This is a genomic window from Leptotrichia sp. oral taxon 498 (assembly GCF_002240055.1).
Lineage (GTDB): Bacteria > Fusobacteriota > Fusobacteriia > Fusobacteriales > Leptotrichiaceae > Leptotrichia > Leptotrichia rugosa.
Genome location: NZ_CP016753.1, coordinates 567,142 through 589,409, shown reverse-complemented (window position 1 = coordinate 589,409; position 22,268 = coordinate 567,142). Strand labels below are relative to the sequence as shown.

The window sequence follows — 22,268 nt, the reverse complement described above, 5'->3', positions numbered from 1 at the left end:
GTTTATTATAACATTTTTGTAGATTTATTTGTACTAAAAATTATTATTTTTATTTTTTGAAAATTTTATACTTTGAAAAATAAAAGAAGTTTGGTAAAATATTAATATGTAGCTTTATGTTTAATAATGATAATTTTTGTGATAATTAAATTAAAAAAAGAGGGTGTTTTTAAATGCTAAGCAAAAATAAACGATTGGAAGCGATAACAAAAATAGTTGAGAAAAAGGGAACGGTGAGAGTTTCGGAGATAGTTACGAGCTTAAATGTTTCCGATATGACTGTGAGGCGTGATTTTACTGAGTTGGAGGAATTGGGAATATTAAAAAGAACACATGGGGGAGCTAAGAGTAAAAATACATTTCAGTATAAGGAGTTGTCGCATGAGGATAAATATGTCTTAAATATAGAAAAAAAGAGAGAAATAGCATTAAAGGCAGTGAAATTAATAGAAGAGGGAGATACAATTTTTTTAGGTCCTGGAACAACGGTTGAATTAATGGCAAAAGAAATCAGTCTTAAGTCGCTTAGAGTTTTGACAAATTGTTTACCTATCTTTGAAATTTTGTCTGAAAAAAAAAGTGAGACTTTCAATGTGTTTCTTGTTGGAGGAGAGTTTAGAAAAATAACGAAGTCGTTTGTGGGAGAAATAGCAAATATGACACTAAAAAATATGAATTTTAATAAAATGTTTTTTAGCTGCAATGCAATAAAAGAAAACGATATTATGACTTCTACATTTGAAGAAAGTTACACACAAGAAATAGTTTTGAATAATTCAGAAGAAAAATATTTACTTGCGGATGATTCAAAAATTGAAAAAATAGATTTTATCAACTTTTACACATTGGATAAATTGACGGGAATTGTAATAAATAATACTGAAAAAGAAATATTAAATAAAATTGAGAAATATGTAAATTTAGTTATTTAATAAAAATTAAAAAAATATAACTGTACCAAAAAACTTAAAAGTTTGGAGGTACTTTTTTTATATCAAATCTTAAATTCAAATCAATAAGTTAAAAACATTATTTTATTATCTAAAATAGCAATTAAAACTTTGTTTACTTTAAAATAAGTCACTTAAATTATATAAAAAACATTATATAAAAAAATTTGTTTACTAAACAAATAAACAATTTTATGTTTGAAATACGAACAAAAACTATTGTTTTTTGTTTTTTTTGAGGTATACTCTTAACAGAAAAAGTAAAAAGAATATTAAAATAAAGGAGATGACCGTGATGAAAGTAATATTAGGTGCTGATACGGACGGCAAAAATTTAAAAGATTATATCAAAAATTATCTTTTGGAAAATGGGTATGATGTAATTGATAAATCTGAAGATAAAGATTTTGTAGATACAACTTGTGCAGTAGCGAAAGAAGTTTTATCAGATGATGATAATTTAGGAATTGTGTTTGATGCATATGGTGCAGGAAGTTTTATGGTTGCTACAAAAATAAAAGGAATGATAGCAGCAGAAGTTTCTGATGAAAGATCAGCATATATGACTAGAAGACATAACAACTCTAGAATTATTACAATAGGTTCTGAAATTGTGGGAAAAGGACTTGCTAAAAATATCGTAAAAGATTTTTTAAGTGCTCCTTATGACGGTGGAAGACATCAAATTAGAGTGGATATGTTAAATAAGATGTGTTAGTTTATTTAGTTTAAAAATAATAAAAAAATTATGAAGGATGGGAAAAAATATGAAAATTGCAATTGGATGTGATCACATAGTAACCGATGTGAAAATGGCATTATCGGATTTTTTGAAATCAAAAGGTTATGAAGTTTTAGATTGTGGAACTTATGATTTTACAAGAACACATTATCCAATTTATGGTAGAAGAGTTGGAGAAGCTGTAGTAAGTGGAAAAGCTGACTTAGGTGTTTGTATTTGTGGAACAGGAGTTGGAATTAATAATAGTGTAAATAAAGTTCCAGGAATCCGTTCAGCTCTAGTAAGAGATATGACTTCAGCACTTTATGCAAAAGAACATTTGAATGCAAATGTAATTGGATTTGGTGGTGCAATAACTGGAAAATTATTACTATTTGATATCGTGGAAGCCTTTATAAAAGCAAAATACAAAAAAACTGAAGAAAGTGAAAAATTAATTGAAAAAATTAAAGCGGTGGAAACTGTGAACCCTGAACAAAAAAATGAAGATTTCTTTGATGAATTTTTGGAAAAATGGGACAGAGGGGAATATAAAGACTAAAAAAATTTAAAGTTTATTTTCAAAATTTTTTGATTATATAATGAAGTTTAAAATCGGACTTAAAAAAAACCTGTTAATTTATAATATTTTCTCTTCTTAAGTTCGATTTTAAGAAAGGAGCTAGTTAAATGATTTTGACGGTAACGATGAATCCGTCTGTGGATATTTCATATCCCTTGGAGAAATTTAATTTAGATACTGTAAATAGAGTAGTTAAAGTTAGCAAAACACCTGGTGGAAAAGGGTTAAATGTTACAAGAGTGCTAAAACAGTTAAATGATGAAGTTGTTGCAACAGGATTTATAGGTGGTGCTTTAGGAACTGATATTCAAAAAAAGTTATTAGAAAAAGGGATTAAAAATAATTTTTTTGAAATTTCAGGGGAAACTAGAAATTGTATTGCAATTTTGCATGAGGGAAATCAAACTGAAATTTTAGAAAAAGGACCGACTATAACAAAATCTGAAAGTGATAATTTTTTGAAACACTTTGAAGAATTAGTAAAAAATAAAGAAATTAAAATTATCGCTATTTCAGGAAGCTTGCCAGATGGATTGGAAATCAACTATTATTCAAAAATGATTGGAATTTGTGAAAAGTATAAAAAATCAGTTGTATTGGACTGTTCTGGAAAAGCATTGTTAGAAGTTTTAAAAAATGAATATAAACCAAAAGTAATAAAACCTAATACAGAAGAGTTATCACAATTAATTGGAAAAGACGTATCTAAAAATCCAAATGAATTAAAAAAAGTTTTAAAAGATAAATTATTTGAAAAAATTGAATGGATAATTGTTTCACTTGGAGCAGATGGAGCTTTTGCAAAACACAATGATAAATTTTATAAAGTAAATGTTCCTGACATAAAAGTTGTAAATCCTGTAGGTTCTGGAGATTCTACTGTTGCAGGAATAACATCGGCAATTCATGAAAATGCAAGTGATGAAACTTTATTAAGAAAGGCAAATGTCCTTGGAATGTTAAATGCAATGGAAAAATTGACAGGATTTGTAAATTTGGAAAATTATGACAAATTATTTAATGAAGTAGAAATTTTAGAAATATAATTTCAAAAATAAAAAGCAATTAACAAAAATATTTATAGAGCAAGGAAGAAAAATCTCTTTGTGAAAAAGTATAAAAAAACGGAGGAAAAAATAATGAAATTATCAGCACAAAAAAGAAAATATTTAGAAAATTTAAGTGATAAAAATGGCTTTATATCAGCTTTGGCAATTGATCAAAGAGGAGCATTGAAAAAAATGTTAAATAAACATCAAGAATCTGAAGCAACAGCTGAACAGATAAAAGAATTTAAAGTATTAGTTTCAAAACATTTAACAAAATATTCTTCTTCAATTTTATTAGATCCTGAATATGGATTGGATGCAGCAAAAGCTAGAGATAAAAATGCAGGATTGCTATTAGCTTATGAAAAAACTGGATACGATGCAAATGCAGTTGGAAGATTGCCAGATTGTCTTGTTGACTGGTCTGCAAAAAGATTAAAAGAAGAAGGAGCAGATGCTGTAAAATTCTTGTTATACTATGATGTAGATGAAAGCGATGAAATTAATAATCAAAAGAAAGCATACATGGAAAGAGTCGGAGCTGAATGTGTAGCTGAAGATATTCCGTTCTTCTTAGAAATTTTAAGCTATAACTACAAAGATGCTAACAACAGCACAGCAGAATTTGCAAAACTAAAACCAAGAAAAGTTATTGAAGCAATGAAAGAATTTTCAAATCCAAGATATAATGTAGATGTGTTGAAAGTAGAAGTTCCTGTAAATATGAAATATGTTGAAGGATTTGCTGATGGAGAAGTTGTTTATACTAAAGAAGAAGCAGCAAACTATTTCAAACAACAAGACAAAGCAACAAACTTGCCATATATTTATTTAAGCGCTGGAGTTAGTGCAAAATTATTCCAAGATACATTGAAATTTGCTTGTGATTCAGGAGCTAAATTTAATGGAGTATTATGTGGAAGAGCAACTTGGGCAAATGGAGTGGAAGTATTCGCAAAAGATGGTGAAGAAGCTACAGTAAACTGGTTAAATACAGTTGGAAGAAAAAATATTGAAGAATTAAATGAAGTAGTTGAAAGAACAGCTACATCTTGGAAAGAAAAAGAAAAATAAAAACTAAAAATAATAAATATAGAAAGAAGGGATTCTCTATGAATAAAGACGATGTAACAATGATAGGATTTGAAATTGTTGCTTTTGCAGGAGATGCACGTTCAAAATTGTTGGAAGCATTAAAAAAAGCAAGAAATAACGAATTTGAAATGGCAAGAACTTTGGTAAAACAGGCTGAAGAATGTCTTGTTGAAGCACATAATTCACAAACAAAAATGATACAGCAGGAAGCAGGTGGAGAAAATATTGAAATAGGATTTATTGCCGTTCATGCACAGGACCATCTTATGACAACAATTTTGTTAAAGGATATAATAGAAGATTTTATAGAACTTTACCAAAGAAAGGGGTAAAATATTATGACTGGAGTAATAAAACAAATTGAAAAAATGAAACCTTTTTTTGAAAAAGTATCAAGAAATATATACTTAAGAGCTGTAAGGGATGGATTTATTGCAGCGATGCCAGTAGTTTTATTTTCAAGTTTATTTGTATTAGTTGCATTTGTTCCTAATATTTTTGGATTTAAATGGCCTAAAGAAATAGAAGATGCAATTATAAAACCATATAATTATTCGATGGGAATTTTAGGACTTTTAGTTGCAGGAACAACTGCAAAAGCGTTGACTGATTCATTTAATAGAAATTTAGAAAGCACAAATCAAATAAATAATGTCTCAACAATGCTTGCATCAATAGTGGGATTTTTGGTTCTGGCAGCTGATCCGTTAAAAGATGGATTTTCTAAGGGATATTTAGGGTCAACAGGATTAATTACAGGATTCTTTGCAGCATTTATAACAGTTGGAATTTATAATTTTTGTATAAAAAGAAATATTACAATAAAAATGCCAAGCGAAGTTCCACCTAACTTATCACAAACGTTTAAAGATGTAATACCATTTAGTGCCGTAATAATATTTCTATATATTATTGATATTTTCATTAGGAGAGTATCAGGACATGGATTTGCACAAAATGTAATAGAAATCTTTAAACCATTATTTTCAGCAGCAAATGGATATGTTGGAATAACAATTATTTATGGAGTTATTGCAATGTTCTGGTTTGTCGGAATACATGGACCATCAATTGTAGAACCAGCAATTTCAGCAGTTGCATTTATAAATTTAGATGCTAATTTAAAATTATTTCAAGCTGGACAGCATGCAAATCACATAATAACACCAGGGACACAGATGTTTGTTGCAACAATGGGAGGAACTGGAGCAACACTTGTAGTGCCATTTATGTTTATGTGGCTTGCAAAATCAAAGCAAAATAAAGCAATAGGTCGAGCTTCTTGTATTCCTACTGCGTTTGGAGTAAATGAACCAATTTTATTTGGAGCACCAATAGTTTTAAATCCAGTATTCTTTATTCCATTTATTCTAGCACCAATTGTAAATGTATGGCTATTTAAAATATTCGTTGATATTCTTAATATGAACAGTTTTTCATACTTCTTGCCGTGGACTACACCAGGACCAATCGGAATAGTTCTAGGTACAGGATTTAGTTTTTTAGCTATAATTTTAGCGTTACTATTAATTGTAGTCGATACAGCTATTTATTATCCTTTCTTTAAAGTCTATGATGAAGAAATATTAGCTAAAGAAAAATTAGCTGCTACTGAAGAAAATGAAAATAGTAAAAAAGAGTTTATGACAAATGATAAAGTAGAAACTAGAGAAGAAATTAAAGTTGCTTTAAAAACACCAGAAAAAGAAACTAAAACTGAAGAATCAGCAGGTGGACAAAAAATAAAAGAACAAAAAAATGTACTTGTATTATGTGCTGGCGGTGGAACAAGCGGACTTCTTGCTAATGCCTTGAAAAAAGCGGCAAAAGAGTACAATGAGCCAATTGATGCAGCTGCTGGAGCTTACGGAGCACATTATGATATGATGAAAGATTATGATTTAATAGTTTTAGCACCTCAAGTTGCTTCAAATTATGAAGATATAAAAAAAGATACTGATAAATTAGGAATAAAATTAGTAAAAACACAAGGTGCAGAATATATTAAATTAACAAGAGATCCAAAAGGAAGTTTAGAGTTTGTAAAAAAACAATTTGAAAATTAAATATTATTAATGACAAGGGGAGAAAAATTCCTCTTGTTAAAAATTAAAATAGGAGAAAAAAATGAAAAAATTACCAGAAGATTTTATTTTTGGAGGAGCAACAGCGGCATATCAGGCTGAAGGCGCAATCAAAATTGATGGGAAGGGACCAGTTGCATGGGATAAATTTTTAGAAGAAAACTATTGGTATACGGCAGAACCTGCGAGTGATTTTTATCATCAATATCCAGTAGATTTGAAACTTTGCGAAGAATTCGGTATAAATGGAATAAGAATTTCAATAGCATGGTCAAGAATTTTTCCAAATGGCTATGGAGAAGTAAATCCAAAAGGAGTAGAATTTTATCATAAATTATTTGCAGAATGTAAAAAAAGAAAAGTAGAACCTTTTGTAACTCTTCACCATTTTGATACACCAGAAGTTTTACATTCAAATGGAGACTTTTTAAATCGTGAAAATATAGAGCACTTTGTAAATTATGCGAAATTCTGTTTTGAAGAATTTAGTGAAGTAAACTATTGGACAACATTTAATGAAATAGGACCAATTGGAGATGGTCAATATCTTGTTGGAAAATTTCCTCCAGGAATAAAATATGATTTTGAAAAATTGTTTCAGTCACATCATAATATGGTTTTAGCACACGCAAAAGCAGTTAATTTATTTAAGAAAAATGGCTATCACGGAGAAATAGGAATGGTTTGTGCTTTGCCAACAAAATATCCCTATGATCCAAATAATCCAAAAGATGTTAGAGCCGCTGAACTGGACGATATTATCCATAATAAATTTATTTTAGATGCAACTTTTAAAGGTGAATATTCAAAGAATACAATGGAAGGTGTAAATCATATTTTGCAAGTTAATGGCGGAAAATTAGATTTAAGAGAAGAAGACTTTGAAGAATTGAAAGCTGCAAAAGATTTGAATGATTTTCTTGGAATAAATTATTATATGAGTGACTGGATGGCTGAATATGATGGTGAAACTGAAATTATTCACAACGCAACAGGAAATAAAGGAAGTTCCAAATATCAGATAAAAGGCGTGGGACAAAGAAAAGCCAATGAAAGCATCCCAAGAACTGACTGGGACTGGATAATTTATCCAAAAGGACTTTATGATCAAATTTCAAGAGTTAAAAGAGATTATCCAAACTATAAAAAAATCTATATCACTGAAAATGGTTTAGGATATAAAGATGTTTTTGAAGACAATACAGTTTATGATGATGCCAGAATTGACTACATAAGACAACATCTGGAAGTAATTTCAGATGCGATAAAAGATGGAGCTAATGTAAAAGGATATTTCTTATGGTCATTAATGGATGTATTTTCTTGGTCAAATGGCTATGAAAAAAGATATGGATTATTCTATGTTGACTTTGAAACACAAAAACGTTATCCGAAGAAAAGTGCATATTGGTATAAAAAAGTGGCAGAGACAAAAGAAATTGAATAAAAAAACTGGGGATAGTTTGGGTTATCCCCATTTGCAGTAAAAATTTTTGATTAAATAAATGATTTTTTGCTTTTTTTATTATACAATATATTCATTATAAGTTTATTTCTATTATAATTTTTAAAAAGTTCTTACTTTTGGTGTATTTTTATTCAAAAAATCTTGATAAAATAAAAAAATAAAATATTATAAAAATTTTTAAATTAATAGAAAGGAGGATAAAATGGCTACAATCAGAGAAGTTGCAAAAAAAGCAGGAGTTTCAATAACAACAGTTTCCAGAATATTAAACAATGACGACAGTTTTAATGTGAGTAAAATTACAAAAGAAAAAGTTTTAAAAGTTATAAAACAATTAAATTATGAAAGAAAGAAAAATAAAAATAGAATATCACAGTCAAATATTTCAGTAATAAAGTGTTTTGATGAAAAAATTGAAAACGAAGATCCTTATTTTGTCTCTTTGAAAATAAATTTGGAAAATATACTAAAGAAAAAAGGTTCAAAAGTGAAATTTTTTGATCTGGAAGAAATTGAAAAATTGATAAAATATAATGAAATATCAAATTTTTCTTTGACAGATGCCGTTATTTTCATTGGAGAAACGAGTAAGGAAAAATTGAAATTTTTTAAAAGTTTAAATGAAAATATTATTTGCGTAGATGTATATGACACAGATAATATCACAGATTATATCAAGTTTGATATGAGAAATTCTGTTGAAATAGTTTTAAATTATATTTTTAAATTAAATCATAAAAAAATTGGACTATTGGTAGGAAGAAATAAAGTTGTAAAAAATTTAGTGGATTTTCGTGAGAAATATTTTAAGGAAATAATGGTAAAAAATGGATTGTATAGAGAGGAATATCTGCAAATTGGGGATTTTTCGATGGAAAGTGGCTATATTATGATGAAAGAAATTTTAAAATTGGAAGATAGACCAACGGCAGTTTTTTGTGGAAATGATTCAATTGCAATGGGAGCATATAAGGCAATTGGAGAAAATAAGTTAAAAATCCCCGAAGACATATCAATAATAGGATTTAACGATTTGAAATTATCACAATATTCTATTCCGCCTTTGACAACAATAAAAATTGATACAAAATTAATCGCTCAAGAAACGGTAAATTCTTTAATTGAATTATTGGAAGGTAAAAGGGACTATCATAAAAAGGTTTTTTTACCGATTGAATTAATTGAGCGGGAAAGCTGCCAAAGAATATAAATTTAGATTTTTTCCAAAAAATAAAAAAATTATACAGACATAAGAAAATTTAGATTTTTAAAAGCAAATGAAAAATTTGTTATTTAAAATATTTCTAGTCTGTATTTTTATTGTAGGAGTGTAAATTTTTTTGTAAGGCTAAAAAAAATTGCTATATTACTTAGTTTGTGCATGTATTTACACAAGATTATGGATATTTTATTTTTAAAATAATTTTATTTTAATCTATAGTTCATTTGTAAATGATTACCGTTGAAACCGCATATTCTCTGCTATGTGAAATACTTATCTGAATTTTGAGATTTTTTGCAGGTTCCTTTATTTTCCCATAAAGTATAACATAGGGTTTTCCCAATTCGTCATTTAAAATTTCAATATCTTTTAGGGAAAAACCGTACACCCCTGTTCCAAATGCTTTGGAAACCGCTTCTTTTGCTGCAAAACGTCCCGCATAACTTGCGTATGGATTTCTTTTTTTTTCAATATATTCAATTTCCTTTTTCGTATAAACTTTACTTTTGAATAAAGCTGTGTTATTTATTGCATTTTTTATTCTTGATATTTCAATAATATCGGTTCCAATTCCATAAATTTCCATATTTTTACCTCAATTTTATTATTTTTTATATTTTAATATTTCTTCAAAAAGTCCGTCTTCCGTGTATCTTTTTGCTTCAATTTGAACATTACATCCATAGTTTTGAATGGTTTTAGTTGTGACGGGACCGATTGAAGCGATAATTTTTTTATTTAACAAATTTTTATTTTTTAAATTTTGCCAAAAATTTTTAAATGTTGAAGAACTTAAAAACATCAAAATATCACTTTTTTTGACATAGTTTTCCACAATTTCTTCTTCATGTTTCACGCCGTTTGTATTGTAAACTACGACTTTTTCAAATTTTCTTTCGTATAAATTGCTGTATTTTTTAGTATTTACTGGTGAAATATTTGAAACTACAAATAAAATTTTGTCATTTTTAGATGTAAATTTTGTACTTTCATAGGCCAATTTTTCGACTGTGTACTCTTTTGGATAAAAATCTGGAATAATTTTATATTTTTCTATTTCTTCGGCAGTTTTTTCACCGACAACACCAATTTTTACATTCGCCAAAATTCTCATATCTTTTATTTTTTTCATAAATCCAATTACAGAATTTGCGCTGTTAAATAAAATGGCGTTAAAATTTTTTAAATCTGGCAAGTCAAAATCTAAATATTGAATGTCAATAAATGGCAGTAAAAGTGCATTTCCGCCAAATTCGTTTATTTTTTGCAAAATATTTTTTTGTTTATTTTTGTTTCTTGTAATTAAAATATTTTTTCCAAACAATTTTTTATTTTCAAACCATTTCATTTTTTCTCGCAATCTTACAACTTCCCCAATCACAATAATTACAGGAGATTTAACATTATTTTTTCGCACAATTTCACAAATATTTTTTAAATTTCCAACAAATGTCTTTTGTTTGGAAGTCGTCCCATCTTTTATAACTGCAACGAGTGTATTTTCATCTTTTCCATATTTTATAAGGTTTTGTGTTATTTTTTCCAAGTTTGAAAGGCCCATCAAAAAAATTAGCGTTCCTTTTAATTTTGCAATTTGTGAAAAATCATGCTCTTTCCCATTTTCTCTTGTGTGTCCTGTAAAAATGTGAAAAGAAGTATTAATTCCTCGATGAGTAACTGGAATTCCAGCGTATTCTGGCACAGCGATTGCAGAAGTAATTCCTGGAATCACTTCAAAATTTATTTTAATATCATTTTTTTTATTATTTCCCAAAATCGCTTCAATTTCTTCTCCACCACGACCGAAAACAAAAGGATCGCCACCTTTCAGACGAAGCACAATTTTAGGTTTACTTTCAGAATTTTGAGTCGCTTTTTCGACAATCTTTTCGTTTATTTTCTTTTGCAACTCGCCACCTTCAAAATTTTCTTTTCCCATATAAATGACTTCGGCATTATTTTTTTTATATTTTAAAATATTCGGATTGACAAGTCTGTCATAAATTATGCAGTCGGCTTTTTCAATAATTTTCTTTAGTTTTAGCGTAATCAATTCTTCGTCGCCGCAACCAGCTCCAGCTATAAAAACTTTATTATTTTCCATTTTTGTCCTTTCAAAATTTTTTCATATTTGCTTTTTTATTTTTTGTGCCAGTTCTTGTGCCAATTTTTTCGCATCTTCTTTTTTTCCAGAAATTTCGCAGGAAATTCTTTGATTTCCGTTGTAATACATTCCTTTTACCGTAATTTTATCATCTAAAATTTTTGCACAGCAGCCAATTGGAGTGTGGCACCCGCCATCAAATATTTTTGAAAACTCTCTTTCCGCAACACATATTAATTTTGTATCGCAGTCATTTATTTCAAGCAGGAAATTTTTTATAATTTCATCGTCATTTCGACATTCCACACACAAAATAGCTTGTCCAGGAGACGGCATAATTTCATCATCACTAAAATATTGAGTAATTTTATTTTCTAATCCAACTCTTTTTAAACCTGCCGCAGCAAGAACAATCGCATCGTAGTCTTCCGTTTCAAGTTTTTTTAGTCTTGTATGAATATTTCCTCTTATTCCTTTTACAGATAAGTCACATCGCAAATTCAAAATTTCTTTTTTTCGTCTTGCACTTCCAGTCCCAATTACAACGCCTTTTGGCAAATTTTTTAAACTTTTTCCAGTTTTTGAAATTAAGACATCCCTTGAGTCTTCTCTTGCAGGAAAAGAGATATTTATAAGACCTTCTGGAGTTTTTTGCGGCATATCCTTTAATGAATGAACTGCTAGGTCAATTTTTTTTTCTAGCATTTCTTTTTCAATTTCTTTTACAAACAAATCTTTTTGTGTATTAGATTTTATTTTTTCAAAATCCTGCATATTTTTGTCGCCTTTTGTCACAATAACTTTTATTTCAATTTCCAATTCTTTCACATTTTCTTTAAAAATAGATTCAATTTTTTTTGTATCATTTTTTAAGAAAAAATCAAATTTTTTTTGCAGCAATTCTTTAATTTTTTCAGCTTGAGCTAATGCCAAAATACTGCCTCGTGTCCCAATAATAATCTTTTTCACATTTTCTCCTTAAATTTTTGAATATTTTTTCTGTTTTTCCAATTTAATTTTTAATTTTTCAAGTTGTTCTTTGATTATATAAAAAAAGTTTTCCACAATTTGTTCCCGTTTTTCCACATTTTGATTATAAAGTTCCCAAATATCGTCCAAATTATACAAAAAAATATTTTTAAAAGCTGTAATTTTACTGTCAATATCTCTAGGAACCGCTAAATCCAAGAAGAAGCGCTCTTTTTCATCACGTAAAATATCTTTTATTCCACTATATTCCACAATTAAATGTGGTGCAGAAGTTGCACTAATTATCACATCACTTTTTTTTATAAATTCATATTTTTGGCTAAATTTAGCGGTTCTTATATTGTCATAAACTTTTTTTAATTCCGTTGATTTTCTCTCGCTTCTATTTGTCACAATCAAATTTTTATGTCCCATTTTATGAAATAAAGTGAGAATTGACTGAGTTAAATCGCCAACTCCGATTATAAAAATAGTTTTGTCTTCAATATTTTTTACTTTTTCTTTTATAAATTTCACTGAAATTGAATCAAGCGACATATTTTTTTCATTAATTTTACTTTCCGTGCGAAATTTTTTCCCAGTTTCTATTGCACTGTTAAATATTATATTTAAAAGTTTAGAAGTTTTTTTATTTTCTAAACATTTAAAATATGCCTTTTTTATTTGTGCCAAAACTTGATCCTCGCCTTTTATAACCGAATCCAAGCCACAAATCACGTCAAATAGATGAAATATCGCCACATCATTTTTTAAAAAGTTGATATTTTGAAAATCAAATTGATAAATCAAATTATTTATCTCAAAATCTTTTTTAGTTTCCAGATAAATTTCAATTCTAAGGCAAGTTTCCACAATAACATATCCCAAAATATCCCCTTTTTCAAAAAAGTTTTCAATCTTAGTTTTATATTTACTTTTTACAAAATTTTCTCTTTCTTCAATCGACATTTTTTTATAACTGAAGCTAATTACAAAAAAATTTTGGCAAAAAATACTATTTTGCATCTATTATTTCCTCTCCAAATTTTATAATTTTAAAATTATATATAACAAATAAAGTATAACATTTTACTATACAAAATAGCAATAAAAATATATTTTTTCATTTAGTAAAGAAGAAAAATTTTATTCAACTCTGTGGAAAATTCACGAAAAATATGGTAAAATAAATTGTAAAAGATACACTTTTGGTAGGTAGTTAAATAAAAAAATATGGAGGCGAAGTGAATTATGGATAAAAATTCAAAAAATTCTTTTAGAAAAAAAATTAATTATGCAAAATATGTAGCAGTAGCGATACTTGCCTTTTCAATTGTGAGTTGCGGAGGTGGAGGTGGAGGAGGTGGAAGCACAATAGGTTCTTCAACACCTGTTGCGCCTTCAAATCCAGTAGAAAAACCTACAATTCCACCATCAAGTGGTCCTGCACAAACAACAGCACCTTCAGTATCGTCTGGAACAATCGCTTGGAATGATTCTTCAGTAAGTTATGACAAGGATAATCAGCACAGCCACTCAGATACGACTTATAAGGGAAATAGTGTAAAAGTTGGGGTTATTGATGTAGGATTTGAAAATTCTTCTTTAGCTTCTGATTTAACTGCAAAATTTGGAAGCAGACTTCACAAATTGACGGTTTCAGGGTTCACAGCTGAACCTAGTCAAAGTGATGACCACGGTGTTGTAGTTGCTGCATTTTTAGGAGGCGCAACTGAAGGAACGGCAAAAAATGTTGAAATTTACGCAATTGATGCCGCGAAACGAAATAATGAAGGAAAATCATACCCAGAAGTCAGCGTTGGCATGTATCAAGCATTGGAAGGAGCTGGAGTAAAAATTTATAATCAGTCTTTTGGAGTGGATAGCGATGTTACTAAATTCAGCTCATCTTCAACTGCGTCTAATTATTATGGAAATCAGATAGGAAGTGACATCTTAACATTTTATAAAAACGCTGTAAATAATGGTGCACTATTTGTCTGGGCAGCGGGAAATAACTCAGCAGATAAAAATCCTTCACTTGAATCAAGTTTGCCTTATTTTGATAATACATTACAAAAAGGTTGGATAAATGTAGTTTCTCTAACTTCTAAAAAAGATTCGGATTTGGGAAATACTTCTTGGGATAATCTTACTGCATTGACACCAGCAGGAGTTGCCAAAAACTGGACAGTTACAGTTGTGGGAGATCAAGTTTTTGAAATAAAAGGTAAAAGATATGTCGGTTCAGGGTCTTCTTATGCAGCGCCAGTTGTTTCAGGTACAGCGGCATTACTTAAAGAAAAATATCCTTGGATGGACGGGAGCCTTATAAGACAGACTATTTTGTCGACAGCGACAGATATAGGGGATCCAGGAGTGGATTCGACTTACGGTTGGGGACTTATAAATATTGACAAAGCTCTAAATGGACCTGCCAAATTTAGTAAGGAACTTGCGTTAGATGAAAATGTTACAGTTGATATACCGAGTGGAACTTACACATTTTCAAATGATATTTCGGGAGATGCCGGTTTGATTAAAAATGGAGCTGGAATATTGGTTTTATCGGGAAATAGCACATTCACAGGAAATACAACAGTAAATGCAGGAAAAGTTCAAATAAATGGAGTTTACACTTCTTCACTTAACGTAAGACCGCAAGCGACACTTGCCACTAGAAACGCAGTTATACAAAATGATGTGACAAATGCTGGAACAATAGAAAATACTGGCCGAACAACATTTGCTGGAAAATATATTTCACTTGAAAATTCAAGAATTAAAACAGATACAAATTCCACATTGCATGTAGTTGGAGATGTCAAATTAAATGATGTGGCGATAGAAGTTGCAGCAAAAGACCAAAATGGACAGGATAAATATGTTACAGCTAAAGGTATTACAAATGATGTAATAACTTCAGACGGAACAGTTGAAGGAACTGTAAAGGGTGAAAATGAAAGAGATTTGGTAAATGTGGATGTTCAAAGAAACGGAAATAAAGTTGTAGCAAACCTTAGCCGTAAAAATGTGGAAACATATGTAAAAGATTCTGAAAATTCTGATGAAATGCAGCAAAATACAGCGGAAAATATAGAAACAGCATTTCAAAAATTAGATGAAGAAGTTGAAAATGGAAACACGCAAAGTGTAGAAAACTTTGAGAAAAAAGCGGCGATATTACAGGGACTTTCTACAAAAAATACATCAAGTGCAGCAATATTAGACAGTTTGTCTGGACAAATTTACGCTTCAGCACAAGCGCTAACTTTCCAGCAATCACAGACAGTGAATAAAGACTTGTCTAATCGTCTTGTAATGCTTGGAACACTTGACAATGTCGGAGATAAATTCGGACTTTGGATAACAGGACTTGGAGCAAACGGAAAATTGAAACAGGATGGTTACGCTGAAGGAAAAACTAAAGTTTACGGTGGTCAAGTTGGAGTTGACAAACAATTTGGCGACAATTTGATTTTAGGAACTGCATTATCTTATTCCAAAGCAAATGTCAAATTTAACAGATACGGTGGAAAATCTGATGCAAATAACTTTGGTGTTTCATTGTATGGAAGATTAGGAAATAAAGAAAATCCTTTATATTTACAGGGTCGTGCAGGAATCGGATTTGTGGATAGTGATGTCGAAAGAGATATTATTTTGAGTCCGACTGATGCTTCAAGAGCTAAAATTAATCATAATGACAAAGTAATTTCAGGATACTTAGAAACAGGATATGACTTTAAAAATAAAAAAGGTGACTTTGTTGTGACACCATTTGTTGGAGTTTCTCATGATACAGTAAGACGAGGTTCTTTTTCAGAAGATAACAGCCAATTTGGTCTAAAAGCTGATAAAAAAACATATGCTCAAACTTCGGGATTAGTTGGACTAAGAGTTGGAAAATCAGTTGACTGGAAAGGTGGAAGCAAATCGACATTCCAAGGTTATGTAACTCACCAAACTGCCTTTAATAACGAAGACTTAAGTTTTGATGCAAGTTATACAGGACTGTCTAATGCCAAATTTAAAGTAAAAGGAATTGGTTTACCTAAAAATAGAACTTGGGTAGGAGTCGGAGCATTGACAGAAGTGAATAAAAATTTTGGCTGGTATGCAAATTACGACGGTTCAGTTGACAGCGGTAAAAAAGGAAAAGGACATAACAATGTATTTACAACAGGAGTGAGAGTAAACTTCTAAAAAAATAGATTTATTGACTTTTTAGATAACAGATGTTACAATACTATAAAATAAAATTAACGGAGGATTTTTATGAAACAAAATACTTTAATTAGTAACATTGTAAATTTTGAAACAAAAGAAAAAGAAACTTTAAAAAATATTCTTTTAGTGTTAGGTGGAGTTGCATTTTTATCATTAATGTCGCAAGTTATAATTCCGCTTCCTTTCACTCCAGTGCCAATCTCGCTTGGAACATTCGGAGTTACATTGATGGCGTTATTATACGGTAGAAAATTGGGAACAGCAACTATACTTTCATATGTTGCAGCAGGTAGCTTTGGAGCTCCTATTTTTGCTGGATTTAAATCAGGATCGTTATTTTCACCAACAGGAGGATATATTTTAGGATATATTGTAGCTACAATAATTTTAGGATACTTATCTGACAAAGGTGTTACAAAATCTTATGTGAAAACATTTTTCTCATTGCTACTTTCAAGTGCTATTATTTTAACACTTGGATCAATAGTATTGTCATTATTTGTACCTGGTAAAAATGCGTTTATGGTTGGAGTATTGCCTTTCCTTCCTGGAGATGCGATAAAATCAACAACAATTACACTTTTACTTCCAACATTGTGGAAAGTTATTGGAAAAGATAAAAATTAAATATAAAAATAAAAAATCTCCTTTGAGAAAAACTCTTAGGAGATTTTTTTGTAAATTACAATAATTTTTTATAAAGTTCTTTTATTTCTTCCAAGTTTGTATCTCGTGGATTTCCGCCAGTGCAGACATCATTCAAAGCTGATTCAGCGATAAAATCCAAATCTTTTATATCCATTATTCCCTTTAAATTTTCAGGAATATTTACATCATGTGCCAATTGTCTTACAGCGTCTACTGTTGCTTTTCTGTATTCTTCAGGAGTCATTTTTCGAGTGTGCTTTATTCCAAAAGCCTTTGCTATTTCTCTAAATTTTTCTCCTGTATATTCAGCATTGTATTCCATTACGGTTGGTAAAATTATTGCGTTTGCAACACCGTGCGGAGTTCCGTAGAATGCTCCTAGCGGATGAGCCATTGAGTGTACGATTCCAAGTCCTACATTTGAGAATCCCATTCCTGCTAAATATGAGGCAAGAGCCATCTTTTCTTTGGCTTCTTTGTCATTTTCCACAGCTTTTCTTAAATATTTTGCTATTAATTCAATTGCTTTTAAATGGAACATATCGGTCATTTCCCAAGCCGCTTTTGTTGTAAATCCTTCGATTGCGTGAGTTAGTGCGTCCATTCCAGTTGCCGCTGTCAATTCTTTTGGCATTGTCATCATCATTCCTGGGTCAACTATTGCAACTATTGGCATATCGTGCGGATCAACACAGACAAATTTTCTATTTTTTTTGGTGTCTGTTATTACATAATTTATTGTAACTTCAGCAGCTGTTCCAGCTGTAGTTGCAACTGCAATTATTGGAACACATTTATTTTTTGTATCTGCAACTCCTTCAAGACTTCGAACATCAGAAAATTCAGGATTATTTATAATAATTGCTACAGCTTTGGCACAGTCCATAGCAGAACCTCCACCAATTGCAATAATATAATCTGCACCACTTTCTTTAAATTTTTCAACTCCAGCTTTTACATTTTCAATTGTGGGATTTTGCTGAACATCAGAAAATATTAAATATTCCAAATTAGCTTTATCAAGTACATCAGTAATTTTTTTAGCAGCTCCAGCTTTGATTAATCCAGAATCTGTACAAATAAAAGCCTTTTTGAATTTATTTTTTTCTACTTCACTTGAAATAGATTCAATTGCACCAAATCCGTGATATGATACTTCATTTAAAATGATACGGTTTGCCATAACAAGTCACTTCCTTTTATTATAAAAAATATTTGTTATTATTTTTTTCTCTAATATAATTGTATCTCAAAAAATTTTATTGTCAAGATTAAAAAAATATAAAAAAAGAAACTTAAAAAACTTAAGCTTCTTTTAATATTCTTCTTTTTTTTCTTTCTTAAAAATTTTTGTGGCATTTTCCATATCAATGTGACATTCCTTGTCTGGATGTTTTTCCAAATAATTTTGATGATAATCTTCAGCTGGGATGAAGTGATTTAGTTTCTTGACTTCAACTTTTATATCTGTAGAATATTTTTCTTGCTCTTCTTCCATTTTCTTTGTGATAATTTTTAAGTCATGAGGGTCTTTGTAGTAAATTCCAGTTCTGTACTGGCGACCTTCGTCGTATCCTTGTCTATTTAAACTAGTTGGGTCAATTATTGAAAAATAATAAGTGAGCAATTCGTCTAAAGAAACTTTTTCTGAATTATATTTTATATAAACTGTTTCCACATGGTCAGTCATCTTTAAAATGTCATAGCTAGTTTCTAAAGTTTGACCATTTGCATAGCCAACGGTTGTCTTTAAAACACCGGGAGCTTTTTTAAAGAATTCCTGTACTCCCCAAAAACACCCTCCAGCTAAATATATTTCTTTTTCCATATCAAAATGCACCTCCTCTAATTTTTTTATTATTTCAATATCTATACATTATATAAATAGTTAAATAGAAAAAGATTATTATAATCTTTTAATTTTATGAGAAGAGAAAGTGCTTTGTGTATAGACAACACTAAACATCAATACTGTTGCTATTTTATTCAATTTTATATGTAATTTTAATGTTAAGTATTAATTATATTTATGTTTAAAATTTTCAATTGCATTTTTCAATTGATTTAAAGCTTTTTCTAATATACTTCTAGGACAAGCAGTATTTAGTCTCATAAAGCCTTCAAGTCCCTTTTGAAAACTTTGTCCAGAATTTAGTCCAATTTTTGCTTCTTTTATCATAAATTTTTCCAATTGTTTCTGATTAAATCCAAATTTTTCACATAATTTTCGGCAGTCAAGCCAAACTAAGTAAGTCGCTTGTGGCACATTTGGCTTAATTTCTGGAATATATTTCTTGAAGAAATCATTTAAAAATAAAATATTGTTTTGTAAATATTCAATTAATTGTTTCAAATATTCTTCACCTTCATCGGAATAGGCAGCCATTGTGGCAACTAAGTTAAAAGGGTTGTTTCTGTGAACTTCCAAGTCTTTCCAAAATCGGTAAAATTTTTCTTTTGTTTCCAAGTTGTTGAAAACAATTGTCGCACATTGTAGTCCCGCTACATTAAATGCTTTTCCAGTCGAAGTGCAAGTGATTGTGTTTTTTCGTATTTCTTCAGAGACACTCGCCATGGGAATGTGTTGATTGTCCCACAAAGTCAAATCTGAGTGAATTTCATCAGAAATGACAGTGACACCGTATTTTATACACAAATTTCCAATCGCTTTTAATTCGTCGTAAGTCCAAACTTTTCCAAGCGGATTGTGTGGATTACAAAAGATAAGAAATTTTGGCTTTTCTTTTAATTTATTTTCCAAATCAACTAAATCTAGTGAATATTTTCCATCTTTTTCGATAAAACGATTTTCTATTACAATTCTTTTATTATCTTCGTTAATATCGTAAAATTCTGAATAAACTGGTGTTTGAATCAAAATTTTGTCATTTGGTTTTGAAAAAATTTGGACAAGAGAGCCAAGCGTTGGAACAACACCGATACTAAAACTTACAAGTTCTTTTTTTGGCTCCCAGTTGTATCTTCTCTTTTGCCAGTTGATAAACGATTCAAAATATTCATCGGGACGGTAGACATAGCCGAAAATACCGTGCTCAGCTTTTTTTTGAATGGCATCAATTATAGGTTGTGCCGTTTTAAAGTCCATATCGGCAATCCAAAGCGGAATAATGTCGCTGTCTTTATCAACTCCAAATTTTTTATCAATTTCACAATATTTTACAGAGTGATTATTTTTTCTGTCGATAATTTCATCAAAGTTGTATTTCATAAAATTTCCTGCCTTTCTGTTAAATAATTTAAATTATTATTCTATTTATTTATTTAATTTCTCAGTTTTTTATTCTTCAATTGTCGTTCTCAAAATCTCAAAGTTTCCTTCAAGTTGTACTTTTAAATCGACTGGAATTAAAATATTTTCTCCTTTTTTTAGTTCCAAAAATTCATTTTCATTCCAGAAAACTTTTCCATTTCCATCTAAAACAGTATAAATTATCATGCTTTCAGAACAAAAGTCTTCATAAGAATTTAAAATTTTTATTTTATCAATTGAATAAAATTCATTTTTTATTATATTTTTTTTATTTTCTCCATTTTGAAAATTTGTATTTTTAATTTCCACTTTTTTTTCAAAATCAATAACATCAGCGGCATTATCCAAATGCAGCTCTCTTTTTTTCCCATCTTTGTCAATTCTGTCAAAGTCATAAATTCTGTAAGTGACATCAGAACTTTGCTGAATTTCTGCAAAAATCACACTTCCTTTTAAACTTGCATGAACAGTTCCAGGAGTTATGTCAATAAAATCTCCAGTTTTTACAGATCTTTCTTCAAATAAGTCGCTAAAATCATTATTCTTAACTTTTTCCAAAAATTTTTCCTTTGTGACACCAGGTTTTGTCCCCAAAATCAAAGTGGCATCGTCACTTGCGTAAACAATGTACCAAGACTCGCTTTTTCCAAATTCATTATGTTTTTTCATTGCAACTTCATCGCTTGGATGAACTTGGATGGAAAGTCTGTCGTTTACATCCAAAAATTTTATAAGAAGTGGAAATTTATCTGGATATTTTTCAAAAACTTTTTTTCCAACTAATTTATCTTTGTATTCAGAATAAATTTCTTTCAAAGTTTTACCTTTCAGTTTTCCATTTAGAGCAATTCCCATTCCATTCGGATGAGCGGAAATTTCCCAAGATTCCCCGATATTTTTATCTTTTGGAAGATGAATATTAAGTTTTTTTTCTAAATTTTTTCCTCCCCAAATTTTTTCAATAAAAACTTTTTTAAATTTTAACGGATATAGCATAAAAAACCTCCATGATTTTAATTATTTTTATATATTTGTGTTTTAATAATAACATTTATATGAAAAAAAAACAATTGAAAATTTTTTGTCGTGTCGCCATTGAAAAAAATTTGGTAAAATGTTATTATATTATTATAAAATTTAGTTAAGTTAAATAAAAAGAAAGAAGGAAAAAAGTAAAGAAAAGAAAGAAAGGAAAGGAAAAAATTATGAATATAGTATTATTTGGAGCACCAGGTGCTGGAAAAGGGACTCAAGCAAAACAACTGGTTAAAAAATATGGGATTCCACAAATTTCGACAGGAGATATTTTGAGAGCGGCAATCGCTAACAAAACTCCGCTTGGACTACAAGCTAAAGAGCTTATGGATCAAGGAAAATTAGTTTCAGATGAAATTGTAGACGGACTTGTGGAAAAAAGACTTGCTGAAAAAGACTGCGAAGAAGGATTTATTTTAGACGGATTTCCTAGAACTGTGGCACAGGCACAGGAATTAGACAAAATTTTGGATAGACTTGGGAAAAAAATTGATAAAGTTATAGAACTTCGAGTGAGTGACGAAGAAATTATCGAAAGAATAACTGGAAGAAGAGTGTCGAAAAAAACAGGAAAAATTTATCATATAAAATACAATCCGCCAGTTGATGAAAACCCTGAAGATTTATACCAAAGACCAGATGATAATGAAGAAACAGTTAGAAACAGACTAAAAGTTTACAAAGAACAGACAGCGCCAGTTTTGGATTTTTATAAAGCTCAAGACAAAGTTTACAGCGTTGGTGGACATAAAGAAAAAATGGAAGAAATTACGCAAGCTATTGTTGAAATTTTAGAAAAATAAATTAAAGAACTAAAAAACATAAAATTAAAATAATAA

General features: G+C 29.6%; 20 protein-coding genes. 12 read left to right on the top strand and 8 right to left on the bottom strand.

Annotated features, from left to right (window positions below):
* Positions 1–173: 173 nt before the first annotated feature.
* The 9 genes from BCB68_RS02715 (at position 174) to BCB68_RS02675 (ending at position 9,160) form a co-directional block, all read left to right on the top strand.
* Positions 174–932, top strand: a complete 759-nt coding sequence (locus BCB68_RS02715; RefSeq protein WP_094079432.1) for a DeoR/GlpR family DNA-binding transcription regulator — start codon at positions 174–176, stop codon at positions 930–932.
* Between the two features lie 313 nt (positions 933–1,245).
* Positions 1,246–1,668: a galactose-6-phosphate isomerase subunit LacA gene (lacA, locus tag BCB68_RS02710; protein WP_060918038.1), complete on the top strand. Its 423-nt coding sequence runs from the start codon at positions 1,246–1,248 to the stop codon at positions 1,666–1,668.
* A gap of 49 nt (positions 1,669–1,717) precedes the next feature.
* Positions 1,718–2,233: a galactose-6-phosphate isomerase subunit LacB gene (gene lacB, locus BCB68_RS02705; RefSeq protein WP_060918037.1), complete on the top strand. Its 516-nt coding sequence runs from the start codon at positions 1,718–1,720 to the stop codon at positions 2,231–2,233.
* 128 nt (positions 2,234–2,361) lie between these two features.
* A complete protein-coding gene (locus tag BCB68_RS02700; protein WP_094079431.1) occupies positions 2,362–3,300 on the top strand; it encodes a tagatose-6-phosphate kinase in 939 nt (312 codons plus the stop codon).
* A 93-nt stretch (positions 3,301–3,393) separates the two neighbouring features.
* The gene (gene lacD, locus BCB68_RS02695) at positions 3,394–4,377 is read left to right on the top strand and encodes a tagatose-bisphosphate aldolase (protein WP_094080748.1); all 984 of its coding nucleotides are present in this window, start codon (positions 3,394–3,396) and stop codon (positions 4,375–4,377) included.
* 38 nt (positions 4,378–4,415) lie between these two features.
* Positions 4,416–4,730 (top strand): PTS lactose/cellobiose transporter subunit IIA, encoded by a 315-nt coding sequence (locus tag BCB68_RS02690; RefSeq protein ID WP_094080747.1) that lies wholly within the window; start codon positions 4,416–4,418, stop codon positions 4,728–4,730.
* A gap of 6 nt (positions 4,731–4,736) precedes the next feature.
* Entirely contained in the window at positions 4,737–6,464 is a 1,728-nt protein-coding gene (locus BCB68_RS02685; protein WP_094079430.1) for a lactose-specific PTS transporter subunit EIIC, read from the top strand.
* A 61-nt stretch (positions 6,465–6,525) separates the two neighbouring features.
* Positions 6,526–7,929, top strand: a complete 1,404-nt coding sequence (gene lacG / locus BCB68_RS02680) for a 6-phospho-beta-galactosidase (protein ID WP_094079429.1) — start codon at positions 6,526–6,528, stop codon at positions 7,927–7,929.
* A 223-nt stretch (positions 7,930–8,152) separates the two neighbouring features.
* Complete coding sequence (locus BCB68_RS02675; protein ID WP_094079428.1) at positions 8,153–9,160, top strand: LacI family DNA-binding transcriptional regulator; 1,008 nt, start codon at positions 8,153–8,155, stop codon at positions 9,158–9,160.
* A gap of 232 nt (positions 9,161–9,392) precedes the next feature.
* On the opposite strand, the gene acpS is transcribed toward BCB68_RS02675, so the two are convergent.
* From acpS to hemA, 4 genes are read right to left on the bottom strand one after another with little or no spacing between them, the layout of a single operon-like run.
* Entirely contained in the window at positions 9,393–9,758 is a 366-nt protein-coding gene (gene acpS, locus BCB68_RS02670) for a holo-ACP synthase (protein ID WP_094079427.1), read from the bottom strand.
* An 18-nt stretch (positions 9,759–9,776) separates the two neighbouring features.
* Positions 9,777–11,276: a uroporphyrinogen-III C-methyltransferase gene (gene cobA, locus BCB68_RS02665; protein ID WP_094079426.1), complete on the bottom strand. Its 1,500-nt coding sequence runs from the start codon at positions 11,274–11,276 to the stop codon at positions 9,777–9,779.
* Positions 11,277–11,297: 21 nt separating this feature from the next.
* Positions 11,298–12,245, bottom strand: a complete 948-nt coding sequence (gene hemC, locus BCB68_RS02660; protein WP_094079425.1) for a hydroxymethylbilane synthase — start codon at positions 12,243–12,245, stop codon at positions 11,298–11,300.
* A gap of 9 nt (positions 12,246–12,254) precedes the next feature.
* Positions 12,255–13,271 carry a glutamyl-tRNA reductase gene (gene hemA, locus BCB68_RS02655; RefSeq protein ID WP_094079424.1) on the bottom strand — a complete coding sequence of 339 codons (1,017 nt, stop codon included), beginning with the start codon at positions 13,269–13,271 and terminating at the stop codon, positions 12,255–12,257.
* Positions 13,272–13,496: 225 nt separating this feature from the next.
* Between hemA and BCB68_RS02650 the strand changes: the two genes are divergently transcribed.
* Complete coding sequence (locus BCB68_RS02650) at positions 13,497–16,451, top strand: autotransporter domain-containing protein (RefSeq protein WP_094079423.1); 2,955 nt, start codon at positions 13,497–13,499, stop codon at positions 16,449–16,451.
* Between the two features lie 72 nt (positions 16,452–16,523).
* Positions 16,524–17,102: a biotin transporter BioY gene (locus BCB68_RS02645; RefSeq protein ID WP_094079422.1), complete on the top strand. Its 579-nt coding sequence runs from the start codon at positions 16,524–16,526 to the stop codon at positions 17,100–17,102.
* 55 nt (positions 17,103–17,157) lie between these two features.
* On the opposite strand, the gene fucO is transcribed toward BCB68_RS02645, so the two are convergent.
* The 4 genes from fucO to BCB68_RS02625 all read right to left on the bottom strand — a co-directional run bounded on the left by fucO (position 17,158) and on the right by BCB68_RS02625 (position 21,390).
* On the bottom strand, positions 17,158–18,306 hold the full coding sequence (gene fucO, locus BCB68_RS02640; protein WP_094079421.1) for a lactaldehyde reductase: 1,149 nt from the start codon (positions 18,304–18,306) through the stop codon (positions 17,158–17,160).
* Between the two features lie 132 nt (positions 18,307–18,438).
* A complete protein-coding gene (gene msrA / locus BCB68_RS02635; RefSeq protein ID WP_094079420.1) occupies positions 18,439–18,951 on the bottom strand; it encodes a peptide-methionine (S)-S-oxide reductase MsrA in 513 nt (170 codons plus the stop codon).
* Positions 18,952–19,140: 189 nt separating this feature from the next.
* Positions 19,141–20,352, bottom strand: a complete 1,212-nt coding sequence (locus BCB68_RS02630; RefSeq protein WP_094079419.1) for a MalY/PatB family protein — start codon at positions 20,350–20,352, stop codon at positions 19,141–19,143.
* A 69-nt stretch (positions 20,353–20,421) separates the two neighbouring features.
* Positions 20,422–21,390 carry a type I phosphomannose isomerase catalytic subunit gene (locus tag BCB68_RS02625; RefSeq protein ID WP_094079418.1) on the bottom strand — a complete coding sequence of 323 codons (969 nt, stop codon included), beginning with the start codon at positions 21,388–21,390 and terminating at the stop codon, positions 20,422–20,424.
* 209 nt (positions 21,391–21,599) lie between these two features.
* Here BCB68_RS02625 and BCB68_RS02620 point away from each other — a divergent pair, with 209 nt between their 5' ends.
* Positions 21,600–22,232, top strand: a complete 633-nt coding sequence (locus BCB68_RS02620) for an adenylate kinase (RefSeq protein WP_094079417.1) — start codon at positions 21,600–21,602, stop codon at positions 22,230–22,232.
* Positions 22,233–22,268 lie beyond the last annotated feature (36 nt).

Excerpts from the sequence above, each read along its gene's own strand:
- BCB68_RS02700 (WP_094079431.1), top strand. The coding sequence starts at position 2,362 with ATGATTTTGACGGTAACGATGAATCCGTCTGTGGATATTTCATATCCC.
- BCB68_RS02715 (WP_094079432.1), top strand. The coding sequence starts at position 174 with ATGCTAAGCAAAAATAAACGATTGGAAGCGATAACAAAAATAGTTGAG.
- BCB68_RS02630 (WP_094079419.1), bottom strand. The coding sequence starts at position 20,352 with ATGAAATACAACTTTGATGAAATTATCGACAGAAAAAATAATCACTCT.
- lacA (WP_060918038.1), top strand. The coding sequence starts at position 1,246 with ATGAAAGTAATATTAGGTGCTGATACGGACGGCAAAAATTTAAAAGAT.
- lacB (WP_060918037.1), top strand. The coding sequence starts at position 1,718 with ATGAAAATTGCAATTGGATGTGATCACATAGTAACCGATGTGAAAATG.
- acpS (WP_094079427.1), bottom strand. The coding sequence starts at position 9,758 with ATGGAAATTTATGGAATTGGAACCGATATTATTGAAATATCAAGAATA.
- BCB68_RS02620 (WP_094079417.1), top strand. The coding sequence starts at position 21,600 with ATGAATATAGTATTATTTGGAGCACCAGGTGCTGGAAAAGGGACTCAA.
- lacD (WP_094080748.1), top strand. The coding sequence starts at position 3,394 with ATGAAATTATCAGCACAAAAAAGAAAATATTTAGAAAATTTAAGTGAT.
- cobA (WP_094079426.1), bottom strand. The coding sequence starts at position 11,276 with ATGGAAAATAATAAAGTTTTTATAGCTGGAGCTGGTTGCGGCGACGAA.
- fucO (WP_094079421.1), bottom strand. The coding sequence starts at position 18,306 with ATGGCAAACCGTATCATTTTAAATGAAGTATCATATCACGGATTTGGT.
- BCB68_RS02625 (WP_094079418.1), bottom strand. The coding sequence starts at position 21,390 with ATGCTATATCCGTTAAAATTTAAAAAAGTTTTTATTGAAAAAATTTGG.
- BCB68_RS02650 (WP_094079423.1), top strand. The coding sequence starts at position 13,497 with ATGGATAAAAATTCAAAAAATTCTTTTAGAAAAAAAATTAATTATGCA.
- BCB68_RS02645 (WP_094079422.1), top strand. The coding sequence starts at position 16,524 with ATGAAACAAAATACTTTAATTAGTAACATTGTAAATTTTGAAACAAAA.
- hemA (WP_094079424.1), bottom strand. The coding sequence starts at position 13,271 with ATGCAAAATAGTATTTTTTGCCAAAATTTTTTTGTAATTAGCTTCAGT.
- BCB68_RS02675 (WP_094079428.1), top strand. The coding sequence starts at position 8,153 with ATGGCTACAATCAGAGAAGTTGCAAAAAAAGCAGGAGTTTCAATAACA.
- BCB68_RS02690 (WP_094080747.1), top strand. The coding sequence starts at position 4,416 with ATGAATAAAGACGATGTAACAATGATAGGATTTGAAATTGTTGCTTTT.
- msrA (WP_094079420.1), bottom strand. The coding sequence starts at position 18,951 with ATGGAAAAAGAAATATATTTAGCTGGAGGGTGTTTTTGGGGAGTACAG.
- lacG (WP_094079429.1), top strand. The coding sequence starts at position 6,526 with ATGAAAAAATTACCAGAAGATTTTATTTTTGGAGGAGCAACAGCGGCA.
- BCB68_RS02685 (WP_094079430.1), top strand. The coding sequence starts at position 4,737 with ATGACTGGAGTAATAAAACAAATTGAAAAAATGAAACCTTTTTTTGAA.